Raw genomic sequence first — 16,285 nt, forward strand, 5'->3', positions numbered from 1 at the left:
GACCCCGTACTCCGCCCGCCTCGCGCGCCCCTGGACGGGGCCGCGAGGCGGGGGGTCCTCAGTCGACGAGGTCGTGCAGGACGACGTTCTCGTCGCGGCCGGGGCCGACGCCGATGACGCTCACCCGGGCCCCGGACAGCTCCTCCACCCGGCGCACGTAGGCCTGCGCGTTCGCGGGCAGCTCGTCGAAGCTGCGGCAGTGCCGGATGTCCTCGAACCAGCCCGGCATCTCCTCGTACACCGGCTTCGCGTGGTGGAAGTCGGTCTGCGTCATCGGCATCTCGTCGTGCCGGACGCCGTCGACCTCGTAGGCGACGCAGATCGGCACCGTCTCCAGCCCGGAGAGGACGTCGAGCTTGGTGAGGAAGTAGTCGGTGATCCCGTTGACCCGGCTGGCGTACCGGGCGATGACGGCGTCGAACCAGCCGCAGCGGCGGTCCCGCCCGGTGGTCACGCCGACCTCCCCGCCGTGCTTGCGCAGGTACTCGCCGTTGGCGTCGAACAGCTCCGTGGGGAACGGGCCCGAGCCCACGCGGGTCGTGTAGGCCTTGAGGATGCCCACCACCCGCGAGATGCGGGTGGGGCCGATGCCGCTGCCGACGGCGGCGCCGCCGGCGGTCGGGTTGGACGACGTCACGAACGGGTACGTGCCGTGGTCGACGTCGAGCAGCGTGCCCTGCGAGCCCTCCAGCAGCACCCACTCGCCGGCGTCCAGGGCCCTGCCGAGCATCAGCCGGGTGTCGGTGATCCGGTCGCGCAGCTGCTCGGCGTACCCCGCGTACTCCTCCACGACCTCGTCGACGTCGATCGCCTTGCGGTTGTAGACCTTGACCAGGACCTGGTTCTTCTCCTGGAGCGTGCCCTCGAGCTTCTGCCGCAGGATCGACAGGTCGAGCAGGTCGGCCACGCGGATGCCGGTGCGGGCCACCTTGTCGCCGTAGGCGGGGCCGATGCCGCGGCCGGTGGTGCCGATCTTGCGCTTGCCCAGGAACCGCTCGGTCACCTTGTCGAGGGCACGGTGGTGGGGCATGATCAAGTGCGCGTCGGCGGAGATGACCAGCCGCGAGGTGTCCACCCCGCGCTCCTCCAGCCCCGTCAGCTCCCGGATCAGGACCTCGGGGTCCACCACGACGCCGTTGCCGATGACCGGCGTGCAGCCGGGGGTGAGGATCCCCGACGGGATCAGGTGCAGCGCGTAGCGCTCCCCGTCGGGCGTGATCACCGTGTGGCCGGCGTTGTTGCCGCCCTGGTAGCGGACCACGTACGGCACGCGGCCACCGAGCAGGTCGGTCGCCTTGCCCTTGCCCTCGTCGCCCCACTGGGCACCGATCAGCACGACAGCCGGCATCGCTCGTCAGATCCCCTCACAGTGCGGAACCGGTGATGACCGGCCTGGCAGTGGCAGGGTAATCGCATGCCTCTGCTCGAGTTGGACCTGCGCGGTCTCGCCCCGGACGAGGCCCCCGCCAAGGACGCCGTGGCCGGGGCCGTGGCGGGGCCGGCGGTGCTCGTCCGCGGCCCGGTGCCCGCCCTGGCGGGGGTGCTGGCCGCGCTGAACGCCGCCTCCCGCACCGCCGACGTCGTCGTCTCCTGGGAGCCGGCCGACGACAAGCTCTCCCGGGGCCTGGCGCGCGACCTGGGCATCGGGACCGGCGGCCCCGAGCGGGAGATGACGCTGGTCCGCGACGACCACGGCGGCGTCCTGCTGCACACCGGGCGGGTCGACCCCGACGAGGAGGCCGGCGACCCCCGCCCCGGACGGCTGTTCCGCCGCCACCGGTTCGGCGCGCAGGCCCACCACGACGACGCCAAGGTGGCCGACGGCGTGATCACCCGGATCACCGCCCGTCCCGACTGGCGGGCCGTGGACACCATGCGGGTCGTGGTCACGGTGCTGCCGATGCGCCCGGCGAACCTCAGCCGTGGCCGCGCGCTGCAGATCGCCTGCGACCCGGCCCGTGTGACGCGCGACGGCGTCGTCCACCCGCGCCCGGTCACCCGGTGGACCTGGTTCTCCGACGACCGCGTCCGCTGGCGGCTCCAGCCCTAGGCGGGGGCGGGCGGGCCGGGCAGCTCGGTCCGCGCCCCGCCGGTCGTGGACACTGGGTGCCAACTCCCAGCAGTCGAGGAGGCCCCCACTGCCGTCGTCCCAGCCCCGGCGCCCGTGACCGCCGGCCCGCTCCCCGGCTTCGGTCCCGCCGTGGGCAGCACGGCACCGCGCCGGCGCCTGCTCGACCGGACGCTGGCCCGGCCCAGCACGGCTGCCTGGATCGGCCTGGTCGCCGCCACCGCCTTCTTCGCGCTACAGGCGCCGAGCCTGGTGAGCGCGGCGGGCCTGGCCGGCGTGCTGGACGGCGCGGCCCCGCTGGGCATCGGCGCCCTCGCCGTCGGGCTGCTCCTGGTGGCCGGCCACTTCGACCTCTCGATCGCCATGGTCGCGGGCGCCAGCGCCCTGGGCACCGGCCTGCTGGTGAGCGAGGCGGGGTGGGGCATCTGGCCGGCGCTGGCCGCCTCTCTCGCCGGCGCGCTGCTCGTGGGCGCGGTCAACGGCTGGCTGGTGGTCCGTACGGGGCTGCCCAGCTTCCTGGTCACCCTCGCCGCCCACCTGGTGCTGCAGGGCACCGCGCTGGCCCTGACCCGCGCCATCGCCGGGACGACGGTGCTGCAGGGCCTGGACCAGGCGCCGGGCTGGTCCTCGGCACGCACGGTCTTCGACGCCACGTGGGAGTGGGACCGGGCCGCCTTCTCCGTGTCCGTCGTGTGGTGGCTGACCCTCACCGCGCTGGCGGCCTGGGTGCTGTGGCGGACCCGCTTCGGCAACGCCGTCTTCGCCGTCGGCGGGGCCCGGCGCACCGCCCGTGAGCTGGGCGTCCCGGTGCGGCGGACGACGGTGACCCTCTTCTGCTGCACCGCCGCGGCCGGCTGGCTGGTCGGCACGCTCGGCCTGGTGCGGATCGGCAGCGCCGAGGCCGGCGCCTCGCTGATGCCGGCGATCGAGTTCGTCGTGGTCGCCGTGATCGGCGGCTGCCTGCTCACCGGCGGCTACGGCTCCGTCGTCGGCACCGCGGTGGGCGCGCTGCTCTACGCCGTCGTCCGGTTCGGCGTCACGCTCGCCGGCTGGGACCCGCTGTGGTTCCAGGCCTTCCTCGGTGTGCTGCTGCTGGTGGCGCTGCTCGCCAGCGGGGCGGTGCGCAGCCGGCTGCGGGCGGTGCCCCGGTCGTGAGCGCCCCGGATCCCGCCGGCCCGGAGGGCCCCGCACCGGCGCTGGAGCTGCGCCGGGTCACGGTGCGGCACGGCAGCGTGGCCGCGTTGTCCCGGGTGAGCGCGACGTTCGCCCCCGGCACGATCACCTGCGTCCTCGGGGAGAACGGCTCGGGCAAGTCGACGCTGGTCTCGGTGCTCTCCGGGCTCACCCGGCCCGAGGAGGGCGAGCTGCTGCTCGACGGCCGGCCGGCGCGGTTCCGCTCCCCCCGCGACGCCCGCGCGGCCGGCGTCGCGACGGTCTGGAACGACCTCGCCGTCGCCCCGCTGCTGTCGGTGTGGCGCAACCTCACCCTGGGCGCCGAGCCCACGGTCGGCGTCTGGCCGCTGCGCCGGCTCGACGTCGCCGCGGCGCGGGACACCGCCGTCCGCGCGCTGGAGCGGGTCGGCCTGGGCGGCGTGGACCCCGACCGGCCGGCCAGCACCCTGCGGCCCGGGGAGCGGCAGGGGCTGGCGATCGCGCGCGCCCTGCACTTCGGCACGCGCGCCCTCGTCGTCGACGAGCCCACCGCGCCGCGCAGCGTCGCCGGGGCCACCCAGGCGGGGCAGGCGCTACTCGCCGCCCGGGCCCGCGGGCTGGCCGTCGTCGTCGTGACCGCCAACCCGCGCTACGCCCACCTGATCGGCGACAGCTTCCTGCTGCTGGCCAGCGGCCAGGTGGCCGGTCACCTGACCCGGGAGGACGTCGACGCCGACAGCCTGACCCGGCTCATGGCCGGCGACGACGAGCTGACGTCGCTGACGGCGACGATCCGGCGGACCCACCCCGAGCTCGGCGACCGCTGAGTTCGGCAGCGAGGTGTGCCAGGTGTGCGTGGGTCCGCGCGCGCCGGGCCGGTCGGAGCCCCTGTACGGGTGGGACTCGCCGCCAGCGACGAGTTCCGGCACCGCTGGCCGTCCTCCCACTGGGCGGCGGGACTCGGCGTCCGCTGGCCGGCAGGACGACGAGAGGAACCCGATGACCGAGATCGGGCAGGACGTCGACGCGCGCGTCCACACCGAGCGCACCCGACTGCTCCACGTGCTCGACGGGCTGGACGAGGAGCAGTGGGACACCCCCAGCCTGTGTGCCGGCTGGTCGGTGCGAGACCTGGTCGTGCACGTGCTCATGCCGTACGAGGTCTCGACGCCCCGGTTCCTGCGGATGATGCTGCGCGCGAGGTTCGACTTCGACCGCGCCGCCGACCGTTGGGCGACCACGGACACCCGGACACCGGCCGAGGTGGTCGCGGGCCTTCGGGAGACCGCGCACCGCACCTTCACCGTGCCCGGCGCACCGGTCGAGGCGCCGTTGAGTCATCTGGTCATCCACGCCCAGGACGTCTACCGGCCGCTCGGGGTGCCCTCCCCGACCGACCCGGAGAACGCCCGGGTCGCCCTCGAGCAACTGACCAGCCCGCGCGCCCGTCGCTCGCTTCCGCCGGGCATCCTCGACGGGCTGGCCTTCTCGGCCACCGACACCGACACCGACTGGCGCTACGGCAAGGGGGCCCCGGTCTCCGGACCGGCCACCGCGCTGCTCACCACGCTCTCGGGCCGGACCGCCGCCCTGCCTGAGCTCGCCGGTGCGGGCGTGACAGATGTGCGAGCGCGCCTGTAGCCGCCGAGCGCGAGAACGCCGACGCGCAGCACACCGCTCACATCGGGCAGCCGGACTTCCGCACAGGAGATCAGACCCTGCTGCGAAACCAGCGACCGCTGACACGCCGCCGGGCCGGGGGGACCTCCGGCCCGGCGGCACGCTCAGACGTCGAAGACGCTCACCCCACCGGGGCCGACGAGCAGCCCGACGACGATGAGCACGATCCCCCACAGGAGCTGGCGGCGGACGATCGCCACGATGCCGGCGATGACGAGGACGACGGCGAGGATCCAGAGCAGTGTTGCCATGACCCACCCACTTCGCGTCGAGGCGCCGGGACGGCACCTGGGACACAGAGTGTGAGGGCGGACCAGGCGTTCCGCCTGCCGGGATGACGGAGGGTGAGGTCTAGGGGGCGAGGCTGGGGTCGCAGTCGCGCAGCAGCTGGGTGCAGCGGTCGTGCTCGCCGGTCTCCCCGATCGCCTCCGCCGCCCGCGCCAGCACCGTGACGCAGCGCAGGAAGCCCCGGTTGGGTTCGTGCGCCCACGGCACGGGGCCGAAGCCCTTCCAGCCGTTGCGGCGCAGCGCGTCCAGCCCGCGGTGGTAGCCGGTGCGCGCGTAGGCGTAGGCCTCGATCACCCGGCCGGCCTCGATGGCCTCCTCCGCCAGCGCCGCCCACGCCGCGCTGTACGTCGGGTGGTGCGCCGCGACCTCCGCGGCCGGGAGGCCCTCGGCCAGCTCGCGCTCGGCCCCGGGGTCGCCCGGCAGCAGCGTCGCCGGCGGCTCGCCCAGCAGGTTGTGGTGGGAGTGCGTCATGCGCTCTGGGACTGGCCGGCCGACAGCAGGTCCTCGCAGGCCTGCACGACGCGGGCGGCCATGTTCGTCTCGGCCGCCTTGAGGTAGCTGCGCGGGTCGTAGGTCTTCTTGTTGCCGACCTCGCCGTCGACCTTCAGCACGCCGTCGTAGTTGGTGAACATGTGCCCGGCGATCGGCCGGGTGAAGGCGTACTGGGTGTCGGTATCGACGTTCATCTTCACGACGCCGTAGGACAGCGCCTCGCGGATCTCCTCCTGCAGCGAGCCGGAGCCGCCGTGGAAGACGAAGTTGAACGGCTTGCTGCCCTCGGGCAGGCCCAGCTCGGCGGTGACGACCTCCTGGCCCTGCTTGAGGATCTCCGGCCGCAGCTTGACGTTCCCCGGCTTGTAGACGCCGTGCACGTTGCCGAAGGTGGCGGCCAGCAGGTAGACGCCCTTCTCGCCGAGGCCGAGCGCCTTCGCGGTGGCGACGTAGTCGCCGGGGGCGGTGTAGAGCTTGTCGTTGATGTCGTGGCTGACGCCGTCCTCCTCGCCGCCGACGACGCCGATCTCGATCTCCAGCACGATCTTGGCCGAGGCGCACTTGGCGATGAGCTCCTCGGCGATCGACAGGTTCTCGTCGAGGTCGACCGCGGAGCCGTCCCACATGTGCGACTGGAACAGCGGCGCCTGGCCGGCGTCGACGCGGTCCTGCGACAGCGCGATCAGCGGGCGGACGTAGGAGTCCAGCTTGTCCTTGGGGCAGTGGTCGGTGTGCAGCGCGACGTTGACCGGGTACTTCTCGGCGACCACGTGCGCGAACTCGGCCAGCGCGACGGCACCGGTGACCATGTCCTTGACCTTGGTGCCCGAGCCGAACTCGGCGCCGCCGGTGGAGAACTGGATGATCCCGTCGCTGCCGGCGTCGGCGAACCCGCGCAGCGCCGCGTTGATCGTCTCCGAGCTGGTGCAGTTGATCGCCGGGTAGGCGAAGCCGCCCTCCTTCGCCCGGCTGATCATGTCGGCGTAGACCTCAGGGGTCGCGATGGGCATCCGGGGCACTCCTGTCGTCGGCGACTGCGCACTCGTCGCGGCCAGTATCCCGGACCCCCCGGCCCCGCTGTAGGGGCCCGCGGCGTCGGCCCCGTCCCGAGGAGGACGGGGTCCTCCATCAGCCCTGCTCGATGCGGCTGGCCACCCGCGCCGCCACCAGCACCGGGTCGTAGGTCGGCGAGAACGGCGGCGCGTAGGACAGGTCGGAGCCGGCCAGCTCCTCGGCGGTGAGGCCGGCCCAGATCGCCGTCGCGAGGACGTCGATCCGCTTGCCGCTGCCCGGCCCCCCGACGATCTGCGCGCCGAGCAGCAGCCCGGAGCCGCGCTCGCTGACCAGCTTGACCGTGATGTCCTCGGCGCCGGGGTAGTAGCCGGCGCGCGTGGTGCCGTGGACGGTCTCGGTGCGGTGGTCGTACCCGGCCTGCTCGGCCTGCGTCGTGCACAGCCCCGTGCGGGCCACCTCGGTGTCGCCGACCTTGGTCAGCGCCGTCCCGAGCACGCCGGGGAAGCGGGCGGGCCTGCCCGCGATCACCGAGCCGGCCACCCGCCCCTGCTTGTTGGCGTGCGTGCCGAGCGGGATGTGCAGCGCCTCGCCGGTGATCCGCGAGAACGTCTGCGAGCAGTCGCCGGCGGCCGACACCTCCGGGTGGGAGACGCTGCGCTGCGTGCGGTCGACCTCGATGGCGCCGGTGCTGCCCAGCTGCAGGCCGGCGTCCCGGGCGAGGGAGACCTCCGGGCCCATGCCTAGGCCGAGGACGACGAGGTCGGCCTCGTAGGCGCCGGCGTCGGTGCGGACCGCGCGGGCGACGCCGTCGGCGTCGGTCTCCACCTCGCGCACCGGCTCGTTCGGCCGGACGTCGATGCCCATCGCCCCCATCGCGGCGCAGACCCGCTCCCCCATGTCGTCGTCGAGCTGCGCCATGGGCAGCGGGTCGGCGAGGACGACGGTCACGGCCAGCCCGCGCGCGTGGAGCACCTCGGCCATCTCCAGCCCGATGTAGCCGCCGCCGAGCACGACGGCACGCGTGGCCCCGGCGGCGACGGCGGCGCGGACGTCGGCTCCGTCGGCCAGCCGGTGGACGCCGTGCACGCCCTCGGCGTCCAGCCCGGGGACCGGCGGCCGGGCCGGCCGGCCGCCGGTGGCGACCAGCAGCCGGTCGTAGCCGAGGACGTCGCCCGCGGAGGTGCGCACGGTGCCGGCGGCGAGGTCGACGGCCTCGGCGCGGGTGCCGATCCGCACGTCGACGTCCTGGGCGGCGAACTCGTGCGGCGTGCGCGCGATCAGCCGGTCCCGGTCGCTGACCACGTCCCCGACCCAGTACGGGATCCCGCAGGCCGAGTAGGAGACGTCGGGGCCCTGCTCGAGGACGGTGATGCGCAGGTCCGGGCGCAGGCGACGGGCCTGCGCCGCGGCGGACATGCCGGCGGCGTCCCCACCGATGACGAGCAGCCGTTCCGGGCTCATGCTCCTCAGCGTGTCAGGCGGCGCAGCACCTTGCCCGGGTTCAGCAGCCCGGACGGGTCCAGCGCGTCCTTGATCGAGCGGTGCACCTCCAGGGACACCGGGCCGATCTCGCGCTCCAGCCAGTCGACCTTGAGCGAGCCGATGCCGTGCTCGCCGGTGACCGTGCCGCCCAGCGAGAGCCCCAGCTCCAGGATGTCGTCGAACGCCGCGAAGGCCCGCTCGCGCTGGCCGGGGTCGGTCGGGTCGAAGCAGATCGTCGGGTGCATGTTGCCGTCGCCGGCGTGCCCGACGACGCCGATGGTCAGCTCCCGCCGGGCGGCGATGGCGTCGCACCCGTCGAGGAAGGTGGCGATGGCCGAGCGGGGGACGGCGACGTCGTCGATGAGCGTGCTGCCCAGCTGCTCCAGCGCGGGCAGCGCCATCCGCCGGGCGGCCAGCAGCAGGTCGCCCTCGGCCGGGTCGTCGGTGGTGTGCACCAGGTCCGCGCCGGCCTCGCGGCACAGGGCCGCCAGCGCCTCGATCTCGGCCAGTGCCGCCGTCCCGCCGGTGTCGGACTGGGCGACCAGCAGCGCGTGGGCGCCGCGGTCGAGGTCGGCGCGCAGCAGGTCGTCGACGGCGCAGATGCACGTGTTGTCCATGACCTCGAGCAGGCTGGGCACCAGCCCGGTGGTCACCACGCGCTCCACCACCTGACCGGTCTGCGCGGTGGTGGCGAACGTGGCCGCGAGGGTGACCGGCCGCTGCGGCGCGGGGCGCAGCGCCAGGGTGGCCTCGGTGATGACGCCGAGCGTGCCCTCCGAGCCGACGAACAGCCGAGCCAGGTCGTAGCCGGCCACGCCCTTGACCGTGCGGCGCCCGGTGCGCAGCACCCGGCCGTCGGCGAGGACGACTTCCAGGCCGAGCACGTAGTCGGTCGTGACGCCGTACTTGACGCAGCAGAGGCCGCCGGAGTTGGTGGAGAGGTTCCCGCCGATCGTGCACCAGTCGTAGCTGGAGGGGTCCGGCGGGTAGAAGAGCCCGTGCCCGGCGACGGCGTCACGCAGCTGCTTGTTCACCACGCCGGGCTGGACGACGGCGAGGCGGTCGGCCGGCGACACCTCGAGGACGGCGTCCATCCGGGTCATGACGAGCGTGACGGCGCCGTCGACGGCGTTGCTCGCCCCGGCCAGCCCGGAGCCCGCCCCGCGCGGGACGACGGGGACGCCGTGCCGGTGGGCGATTCGCAGGACGGCGGCGACGTCGTCGGTGCAGCGCGGGAAGGCCACGGCCGCGGGCGTGCCGGCCTCGGCGAGCATCGCCTGGTCGCGGGCGTAGGAGGCGGTGACGTCGGGGTCGGTGAGCACGCTGTCGGCGCCCAGCGCGTCGACCAGCTCGGCGACCCACGCCGTCGTCACTGTGGTCACGGACACACGGTACGGCGGCCCCCCGCTCCGATCGGCCGGCCTGACCGTGGCGCGTCCTCCCTCGCGGTGCGCGGTGCGGGGGGACGCCGCGACTACTCCAGGCCGAGGTCGGCGAGGGTGAACGCGGCGCGGTACTCCAGCCCGGCCGCCTCGACCGCCGCCCGCCCGCCGCGGTCGACGACCACCGCCACGGCGATCGGCTCGGCGCCGGCCTCGCGCAGCGCCTCGACGGCGGTCAGCGGGCTGCCGCCGGTGGTCGAGACGTCCTCGACGACGAGCACCGAGCGCCCGGCGACGTCGGGCCCCTCGATCCGCCGCTGGAGCCCGTGCGCCTTGCCGGCCTTGCGGACGACGCACGCGTCGAGGAAGCCCTCGCCCTGCGCGGCTGCGTGCAGCATCGCCGTCGCCACGGGGTCGGCGCCCAGGGTCAGCCCGCCGACGACGTCGTAGCGCAGGTCGCCGGTCAGCTGGCGCATGACGCGGCCGACCAGCGGGGCACCCTCGTGGTGCAGGGTCAGCCGGCGCATGTCGATGTACCAGTCGGCCTCGCGGCCGGAGGAGAGCGTGACCCTCCCGTGGACGACGGCGAGCTCGACGATCAGCTCGAGCAGGCGGTCGCGGTCGGGGTGACTGGCGGGGGCCGGCATGGATCCGACCCTACGCAGCACGACGGCCCGGCCCCCGGGGGGAGCCGGGCCGTCGTGCCGGGCTCAGCCGGCGACGGGCGCCAGCACCTGGTCGATGATGTAGACGGTGGCGTTGGCCGTCTGCACGTTCCCGCAGATCACCGAGGCCTGCATCTGGGTGACGGTGCCGTCGATCGTGAACGACTCACCGGAGCCGGCGATCGTCACCTCGTCGCCGGCCAGCGTGGTGTGCGTGCCGGCCAGCGCGTCGGGGGCCAGCCGGCCCTCGATGACGTGGTGGGTCAGGATCTGCGTCAGCTGGGCGTTGTCGGCCAGGACGGCGTTGAGCGCGTCGGCCGGGACGGCCTCGAACGCCGGGTTGGCCGGGGCCAGCACGGTGATGTCCTGCGCGCTGTTGAGCGTGTCGACGAGGTTGGCCTGGGTGACGGCCTGGACCAGCGTGGACAGGGCCGGGTTGTTGCTGGCCGCGGTCGCCACCGGGTCGTCTGTCATGCCGGTGAAGCTGCCCTCGCCCTCGGTCGGGACCGCGCTGCAGCCGGCGCCGAAGGGCTCCTCGGACATCGAGTCGGAGGAGGGGGCGCTGCTCGACATGCTGTCGTCGGCCGAGCTGCTGCTGCTCGAGGACGAGCCGCTGTCCGAGGCCGTGTCGTCGGTGTCGTCGGACCCGCACGCGGCCATGCCGAGCGCGAGGGTCGAGGCGGCCGCCAGCATCACGCCGCGGGTCAGGGTGCGCTTCACGAGGTGCTCCATCTCTTCCGGTGCGACGCCGGGGTCAGGGGCGCCGCTGGGCGGGTGGTGCTCTCCCGGCCCGTCGGACGGGTCGGGAAGTACGCCTGCGGCCGGGTGGCCGAGACGGGTCTGGGGGGGTGGCGCGGGGCGGGCGACGGCTAGGTCGCGATCACCCGTATCGAGTGCAGGCCGGTCGCGCCCGCGGGGAACGGCGCGGCCCGGTCGGCGGTCTGGACCTCGCCGTCGGCCGTGGTGGCCCGGACGGTGAGCTGGTAGCTGCCGGGGGCGAAGTCGTGGGGCAGCACCCACTGCCGCCAGACGTCGGCGTCGACCTCGGGGGCGAGTTCGGCCTCCAGCCAGTCCCCCTCGTCGACGCGGACCTCCACCCGGGCGATGCCGCGGGTCTGCGCCCAGGCGACGCCGGCGATCGCCCGGCGGCCGGCGGGGAAGCGCCGCAGCGGCGCGGGGGTGTCGATGCGGGAGGCCACCCTGATCGGCCCCTCCTGCGCCCAGTCGCGCTCGACCCAGTAGGCGTCGAAGGCGTCGAACGTCGTCGCCTCGATGCCGACCAGCCACTTGCAGGCCGACACGTAGCCGTAGAGCCCGGGGATGATCATGCGGACCGGGAAGCCGTGCTCGACCGGCAGCGGCTCGCCGTTCATGCCGATCGCGAGCATCGCGTCCTCGACCTCGAGGGCCGAGCGGGTCGGCGCCCCGATCGTCATGCCGTCGCTGGAACGGCACACCAGCTGGGTGGAGTCGTCGGAGACGCCGTTCTCGCGCAGGAACGCGCCGAGGGGGACGCCGATCCACCGGGCAGTGCCGGCGAGCCCGCCGCCGACCTCGTTCGAGACGCAGGTCAGCGTGATGTCGCGCTCGATGAGGTCGTCGCGGCCGTAGAGGTCGTCGAGGGAGAACGACGACGGCGAGTCGAAGGAGCCGGTCAGCTCGAGCCGGTAGTCCGCGGGCTTGATCTGCGGGACGGTGATCGCGGTGTCGACGCGGTAGAAGTCGCCGTTGCGGGTGACCAGCGGGGTCAGGCCGTCGACGGTCTCGGCGAGGTCGGCTCCGGCGGGCAGGGGCGGGGCCGGGGAGGCGGGGGTCGGCAGCGTCAGGTCGGCGCGCTCGGCGCTGACGTCGAACCGGCGCTGCAGCAGGTACCCGCCGCCCCCGGTGACCGCGGCGACGCCCAGGGCGACGCCGCTGCTGAGGAAGAAGCCGCGGCGGTCCAGGCCCTTGCGGTCGCCGGCGGTGCCGAGCACCTCGCGGAGCCGGTCGACGGCGGTCTCGTCGACGTGCCGGTCGGCGTGCCGCTCCACGGCTGCCGACGCGTCGGCCGGCGGGAGCTCGCGCGGGAGGACCGGCCGGCCGGTGAGCGGGCGCAGCAGGAACAGCAGCGCGAGGACGCCCGCCGCCGCGCCGACCACCGAGGGCAGCCAGGCGAGGGTCTCGGCCGCCGGGCGGCTGGCCGCGGCCCAGGCACCGAGGACGCCGAAAACCGCGACCCCGACCACCCCGACCGGGCGCCACCGCAGCGACAGCACCCCGATCACCAGGGCGTACAGCGCGACGACCACGAGCGTGCCGGCGACGAGCGCGATCTTGTCGTTCTCGCCGAACGTCCGGATGGCGAACTGCTTCACCGACTCGGGCACCAGCGTGATCACGGTGTCCCCGACGGCGACCACGGGGGCGGTCGAGGGCCCGGTGGCCGCCGACACCAGCTGGGCGACGCCGAGGGCCACCGCGGCGGCCAGGAGGCCGGCCAGCGCCGCGAGCAGGCGGCGCAGCCACCGGCCGCGACGGCCCGCGGGGGCGGCGTCGGCGGCGGGCGCGGGGGCCTGCTCGAGGGTGGTCACGTGGGGTCTTCGGCTCGAGGGGGTCGTCTGGTTCATCACGGTTGGGTCACGATGCCCGGGCGGGCTCCTCCCGGCCAGGCCTCAGCGCGCGACCCGCCGGCGCCGGCCCTCGTGCCGGTACCAGTCCGAGGACGGCTTCAGCGCCAGGGCGACGACGCCCACCAGCGTCAGGAGCCAGGAGAAGACCGCCATGGAGGTGAGGAAGCCGTCGGCACCGGTCGCGGTGCCGCCGCTGAGGCCGGCCAGCCCGAACACGACCGTGATGCCGCCGAGCACGAACAGGACGATGCGCGCCCAGTTGCGGCCCTTCCAGGCGAACCAGATGAACAGCGCCTGCAGGGCGACGATGAGCAGCCCGAAGACGATGCCGATGGTCAGGGCCGTCCGGGCGAGGTCCTCGGTGACCGTGGGGTCCTGGGCCTGGAGCTGGTCGATGAGCGCGTCGGGGTCGGAGAACTGCACGCCCGCGGAGACGAGGCCGAGGACCAGGGTCGCCACGAAGGCGCCGATCCCGATGCGGACCGTCGTCGGCTGCTCCCGCGGCTCCGGCGGCGGCCCGCCCCAGCCGGGCGCCGACGGCGCGGGCACGTAGCCGTACGGCGGCGGCTGCTGGCCCGGGTACGGCGGCGGCTGCTGGCCGGGGTACGGCGGCGGCTGCTGCCCTCCCTGCTGGTCGGGACCGTCCTGCCCTGCCGCCATGTTCGCTCCCTGCCGTGCCGGTGTGTCCCCCCGATCATCGACGACGGCCGGCCGGGACGGCGGGTTCCACCGTCCCGGCCGGCCGGGGTGTCGCGCTCAGCCGCGGCGGACGACGAGCCCGTCGACGGAGAGGTCGTCCGGGGCGTCGACGACGACCTGGTCGCCGTCCCGGATGTCACCGGCGAGCAGCGCCCGGGCGAGCTGGTCGCCGATCGCCGACTGCACCAGCCGGCGCAGCGGCCGGGCCCCGTACACCGGGTCGAACCCGTTGAGGGCCAGCCACTCGCGGGCGGCGTCGGTGACCGTGAGCGTCAGCCGGCGCGCCGCCAGCCGCCGGGCGAGTACGCCGACCTGGATGTCGACGATCCCGGTCAGCTCCTCGCTGCCCAGCGCCCGGAACACCACGACGTCGTCGAGCCGGTTGAGGAACTCCGGCTTGAAGTGCCCGCGGACCACGCCCATCACCGCCTCGCGGCGACTGGCCTCGGGCACCGACTGGTCGGCGATGAGCTGCGACCCGAGGTTCGACGTCAGGATCAGGATGGTGTTCCGGAAGTCGACCGTGCGGCCCTGGCCGTCGGTGAGCCGGCCGTCGTCGAGCACCTGGAGCAGCACGTCGAAGACGTCCGGGTGGGCCTTCTCCACCTCGTCCAGCAGGACGACGGTGTAGGGCCGCCGCCGCACCGCCTCGGTGAGCTGCCCGCCGGCCTCGTAGCCGACGTAGCCGGGCGGGGCGCCGACCAGCCGCGCGACCGAGTGCTTCTCGGAGTACTCGCTCATGTCGACGCGGACCATCGCCCGCTCGTCGTCGAACAGGAACTCCGCCAGCGCCTTGGCCAGCTCGGTCTTGCCGACGCCGGTCGGGCCGAGGAACAGGAACGACCCGGTCGGGCGGTCGGGGTCGGCGACGCCGGAGCGCGCCCGGCGCACCGCGTCGGAGACGGCGCGGACGGCGTCGGGCTGGCCGACGACCCGCCGGCCGAGCTCGTCCTCCATCCGCAGCAGCTTCTGGGTCTCGCCCTCGAGCAGCCGGCCGGCGGGGATGCCGGTCCACGCCTGCACGACCTCGGCGATGTCGTCGGGGCCGACCTCCTCCTTGAGCATGGAGTCGCCCGTCTCGACCGACGCCTCGGCCTCGGTCAGCGCCTTCTGCAGCTGCGGGATGCGCCCGTAGCGCAGCTCGGCGACGTGGGCCAGGTCGCCGTCGCGCTCGGCGCGCTCGGCCTCCTGGCGCACCCGCTCCAGCTCCTCCTTGATCTGCTGGATGCGCACGATCGCGCTCTTGTCCTGCTGCCAGCGGGCGGTGAGCTCGTCGAGCTCCTGCCGCCGGTCGGCGAGGTCCTCGCGCAGCGCCGCGAGCCGCTCGACCGAGGAGGGGTCGTCCTCCTTGGCCAGCGCCATCTCCTCGATCTCCAGCCGGCGCACGGCGCGCTCGACCTCGTCGACCTCCACCGGCCGGCTGTCGATCTCCATGCGCAGCCGGCTGGCGGCCTCGTCGACCAGGTCGATGGCCTTGTCCGGGAGGAAGCGGGCCGTGACGTACCGGTCCGACAGGGTGGCGGCGGCGACGATCGCGGCGTCGGTGATGCGCACGCCGTGGTGCACCTCGTAGCGCTCCTTGAGGCCGCGGAGGATGCCGATCGTGTCCTCGACGGAGGGCTCGCCGACCAGCACCTGCTGGAAGCGCCGCTCCAGCGCCGGGTCCTTCTCGATGTGCTCGCGGTACTCGTCGAGCGTGGTCGCGCCGACCATCCGCAGCTCGCCGCGGGCGAGCATGGGCTTGATCATGTTCCCGGCGTCCATCGCGGACTCACCGCTCGCGCCGGCGCCCACGATGGTGTGCAGCTCGTCGATGAAGGTGACGACCTGCCCCTCGGCCTCGGTGATCTCCTGCAGGACGGCCTTGAGCCGCTCCTCGAACTCGCCGCGGTACTTGGCGCCGGCCACCATCGCCCCCAGGTCGAGCGCCATCAGCCGCTTGCCCTTGAGGCTCTCGGGGACGTCGCCGGCGACGATCCGCTGCGCCAGGCCCTCGACGATCGCCGTCTTGCCGACGCCGGGCTCGCCGATGAGGACGGGGTTGTTCTTGGTGCGCCGGGACAGCACCTGCACGACGCGGCGGATCTCGGTGTCCCGGCCGATGACCGGGTCGATCTTCCCCTCGCGGGCCCGCTCGGTGAGGTCGACGGCGAACTTCTCCAGCGCCTGGAAGGTGTTCTCCGGGTCGGCGGTCGTGACCTTCCGGTTGCCGCGGACGGTGCGGAAGGCGGCCAGCAGCGCCTCGCGGGTGGCGCCGGCGCTGGTGAGGACGGCAGCCGCCTCGCCCTCGGAGCCGGCGAGGCCGACGAGCAGGTGCTCGGTGGAGATGAACTCGTCGCCCAGGGCGCTCGCCTGCTCGCCGGCGGCGTTCAGGACGCGCAGGAGGTCGCGGGACGGCGACGGGGCGGGGACCGTGGCGCCGCTGACGCTGGGCAGGCGCCGGACCGCGGCCTCGGCCTTGGCACGCACGTCGGCGGGGTCGGCGCCGGTGGCCTTCAGGAGCGGACCCGCGATGCCGTCGGTCTGCTCGAGGAGGGCGACCAGCAGGTGCAGGGGCTCCAGCGCGGCCTGGCCGCGGTCGACGGCCAGCCGCTGCGCGGCGGCGACGGCCTCCTGCGAACGGGTGGTGAGCTTGCTCTGCGCCATCGGTGGCGGGGGTTCCTCTCGCGTTCGGGGCCGGGGTGCCCGGCCGGTTCGATCGCTCCAACGCACTCAGGGTTGAGTCTGTTCCGCTCAACCCTGCTGCGTCCAGTC

Annotated in this window: 15 protein-coding genes; 4 read left to right on the top strand and 11 right to left on the bottom strand. The window is 74.5% G+C overall.

Features of this window, described 5'->3' with window-relative positions:
• Nucleotides 1-58: 58 nt before the first annotated feature.
• On the bottom strand, nucleotides 59-1,348 hold the full coding sequence (locus tag ACI8AX_RS09180) for an adenylosuccinate synthase (protein WP_456549498.1): 1,290 nt from the start codon (nucleotides 1,346-1,348) through the stop codon (nucleotides 59-61).
• 66 nt (nucleotides 1,349-1,414) lie between these two features.
• Here ACI8AX_RS09180 and ACI8AX_RS09185 point away from each other — a divergent pair, with 66 nt between their 5' ends.
• The 4 genes from ACI8AX_RS09185 to ACI8AX_RS09200 all read left to right on the top strand — a co-directional run bounded on the left by ACI8AX_RS09185 (nucleotide 1,415) and on the right by ACI8AX_RS09200 (nucleotide 4,861).
• The gene (locus ACI8AX_RS09185; protein ID WP_456549499.1) at nucleotides 1,415-2,050 is read left to right on the top strand and encodes a hypothetical protein; all 636 of its coding nucleotides are present in this window, start codon (nucleotides 1,415-1,417) and stop codon (nucleotides 2,048-2,050) included.
• Nucleotides 2,051-2,200: 150 nt separating this feature from the next.
• The gene (locus ACI8AX_RS09190; RefSeq protein WP_456549500.1) at nucleotides 2,201-3,223 is read left to right on the top strand and encodes an ABC transporter permease; all 1,023 of its coding nucleotides are present in this window, start codon (nucleotides 2,201-2,203) and stop codon (nucleotides 3,221-3,223) included.
• The gene (locus tag ACI8AX_RS09195; protein WP_456549501.1) at nucleotides 3,220-4,047 is read left to right on the top strand and encodes an ATP-binding cassette domain-containing protein; all 828 of its coding nucleotides are present in this window, start codon (nucleotides 3,220-3,222) and stop codon (nucleotides 4,045-4,047) included. The genes ACI8AX_RS09190 and ACI8AX_RS09195 overlap by 4 nt, the downstream gene beginning before the upstream one ends.
• 172 nt (nucleotides 4,048-4,219) lie before the next feature.
• Nucleotides 4,220-4,861 (top strand): maleylpyruvate isomerase family mycothiol-dependent enzyme, encoded by a 642-nt coding sequence (locus tag ACI8AX_RS09200; protein ID WP_456549502.1) that lies wholly within the window; start codon nucleotides 4,220-4,222, stop codon nucleotides 4,859-4,861.
• Between the two features lie 143 nt (nucleotides 4,862-5,004).
• Here the strand turns inward: ACI8AX_RS09200 and ACI8AX_RS09205 are convergent, their stop codons facing one another.
• The 10 genes from ACI8AX_RS09205 to clpB form a co-directional block, all read right to left on the bottom strand.
• The gene (locus ACI8AX_RS09205) at nucleotides 5,005-5,151 is read right to left on the bottom strand and encodes a GPGG-motif small membrane protein (RefSeq protein WP_456544138.1); all 147 of its coding nucleotides are present in this window, start codon (nucleotides 5,149-5,151) and stop codon (nucleotides 5,005-5,007) included.
• Between the two features lie 100 nt (nucleotides 5,152-5,251).
• The gene (locus ACI8AX_RS09210; protein ID WP_456549503.1) at nucleotides 5,252-5,659 is read right to left on the bottom strand and encodes a DUF3151 domain-containing protein; all 408 of its coding nucleotides are present in this window, start codon (nucleotides 5,657-5,659) and stop codon (nucleotides 5,252-5,254) included.
• Nucleotides 5,656-6,690 carry a class II fructose-bisphosphate aldolase gene (fbaA, locus tag ACI8AX_RS09215; protein ID WP_456549504.1) on the bottom strand — a complete coding sequence of 345 codons (1,035 nt, stop codon included), beginning with the start codon at nucleotides 6,688-6,690 and terminating at the stop codon, nucleotides 5,656-5,658. The genes ACI8AX_RS09210 and fbaA overlap by 4 nt, the downstream gene beginning before the upstream one ends.
• A gap of 118 nt (nucleotides 6,691-6,808) precedes the next feature.
• Entirely contained in the window at nucleotides 6,809-8,155 is a 1,347-nt protein-coding gene (locus ACI8AX_RS09220) for an FAD-dependent oxidoreductase (protein WP_456549505.1), read from the bottom strand.
• Between the two features lie 5 nt (nucleotides 8,156-8,160).
• Entirely contained in the window at nucleotides 8,161-9,558 is a 1,398-nt protein-coding gene (locus ACI8AX_RS09225) for an FAD-binding oxidoreductase (RefSeq protein ID WP_456549506.1), read from the bottom strand.
• 92 nt (nucleotides 9,559-9,650) lie between these two features.
• Nucleotides 9,651-10,205 carry an orotate phosphoribosyltransferase gene (gene pyrE, locus ACI8AX_RS09230; RefSeq protein WP_456549507.1) on the bottom strand — a complete coding sequence of 185 codons (555 nt, stop codon included), beginning with the start codon at nucleotides 10,203-10,205 and terminating at the stop codon, nucleotides 9,651-9,653.
• 63 nt (nucleotides 10,206-10,268) lie between these two features.
• Nucleotides 10,269-10,943, bottom strand: coding sequence for a fasciclin domain-containing protein (locus ACI8AX_RS09235; RefSeq protein WP_456549508.1), 675 nt, complete (start codon nucleotides 10,941-10,943; stop codon nucleotides 10,269-10,271).
• Nucleotides 10,944-11,092: 149 nt separating this feature from the next.
• On the bottom strand, nucleotides 11,093-12,793 hold the full coding sequence (locus tag ACI8AX_RS09240) for a molybdopterin-dependent oxidoreductase (protein ID WP_456549509.1): 1,701 nt from the start codon (nucleotides 12,791-12,793) through the stop codon (nucleotides 11,093-11,095).
• 81 nt (nucleotides 12,794-12,874) lie between these two features.
• Complete coding sequence (locus tag ACI8AX_RS09245; protein ID WP_456549510.1) at nucleotides 12,875-13,492, bottom strand: hypothetical protein; 618 nt, start codon at nucleotides 13,490-13,492, stop codon at nucleotides 12,875-12,877.
• Between the two features lie 96 nt (nucleotides 13,493-13,588).
• Complete coding sequence (clpB, locus tag ACI8AX_RS09250) at nucleotides 13,589-16,177, bottom strand: ATP-dependent chaperone ClpB (RefSeq protein ID WP_456549511.1); 2,589 nt, start codon at nucleotides 16,175-16,177, stop codon at nucleotides 13,589-13,591.
• Nucleotides 16,178-16,285 lie beyond the last annotated feature (108 nt).

Source organism: Blastococcus sp. SYSU D00813, assembly GCF_054050735.1.

Bases quoted from the DNA above. Each gene is read 5' to 3' on its own strand.
- pyrE (WP_456549507.1), bottom strand. From the start codon at position 10,205: ATGCCGGCCCCCGCCAGTCACCCCGACCGCGACCGCCTGCTCGAGCTG.
- fbaA (WP_456549504.1), bottom strand. From the start codon at position 6,690: ATGCCCATCGCGACCCCTGAGGTCTACGCCGACATGATCAGCCGGGCG.
- ACI8AX_RS09180 (WP_456549498.1), bottom strand. From the start codon at position 1,348: ATGCCGGCTGTCGTGCTGATCGGTGCCCAGTGGGGCGACGAGGGCAAG.
- ACI8AX_RS09245 (WP_456549510.1), bottom strand. From the start codon at position 13,492: ATGGCGGCAGGGCAGGACGGTCCCGACCAGCAGGGAGGGCAGCAGCCG.
- ACI8AX_RS09210 (WP_456549503.1), bottom strand. From the start codon at position 5,659: ATGACGCACTCCCACCACAACCTGCTGGGCGAGCCGCCGGCGACGCTG.
- ACI8AX_RS09200 (WP_456549502.1), top strand. From the start codon at position 4,220: ATGACCGAGATCGGGCAGGACGTCGACGCGCGCGTCCACACCGAGCGC.
- ACI8AX_RS09205 (WP_456544138.1), bottom strand. From the start codon at position 5,151: ATGGCAACACTGCTCTGGATCCTCGCCGTCGTCCTCGTCATCGCCGGC.
- clpB (WP_456549511.1), bottom strand. From the start codon at position 16,177: ATGGCGCAGAGCAAGCTCACCACCCGTTCGCAGGAGGCCGTCGCCGCC.
- ACI8AX_RS09185 (WP_456549499.1), top strand. From the start codon at position 1,415: ATGCCTCTGCTCGAGTTGGACCTGCGCGGTCTCGCCCCGGACGAGGCC.
- ACI8AX_RS09220 (WP_456549505.1), bottom strand. From the start codon at position 8,155: ATGAGCCCGGAACGGCTGCTCGTCATCGGTGGGGACGCCGCCGGCATG.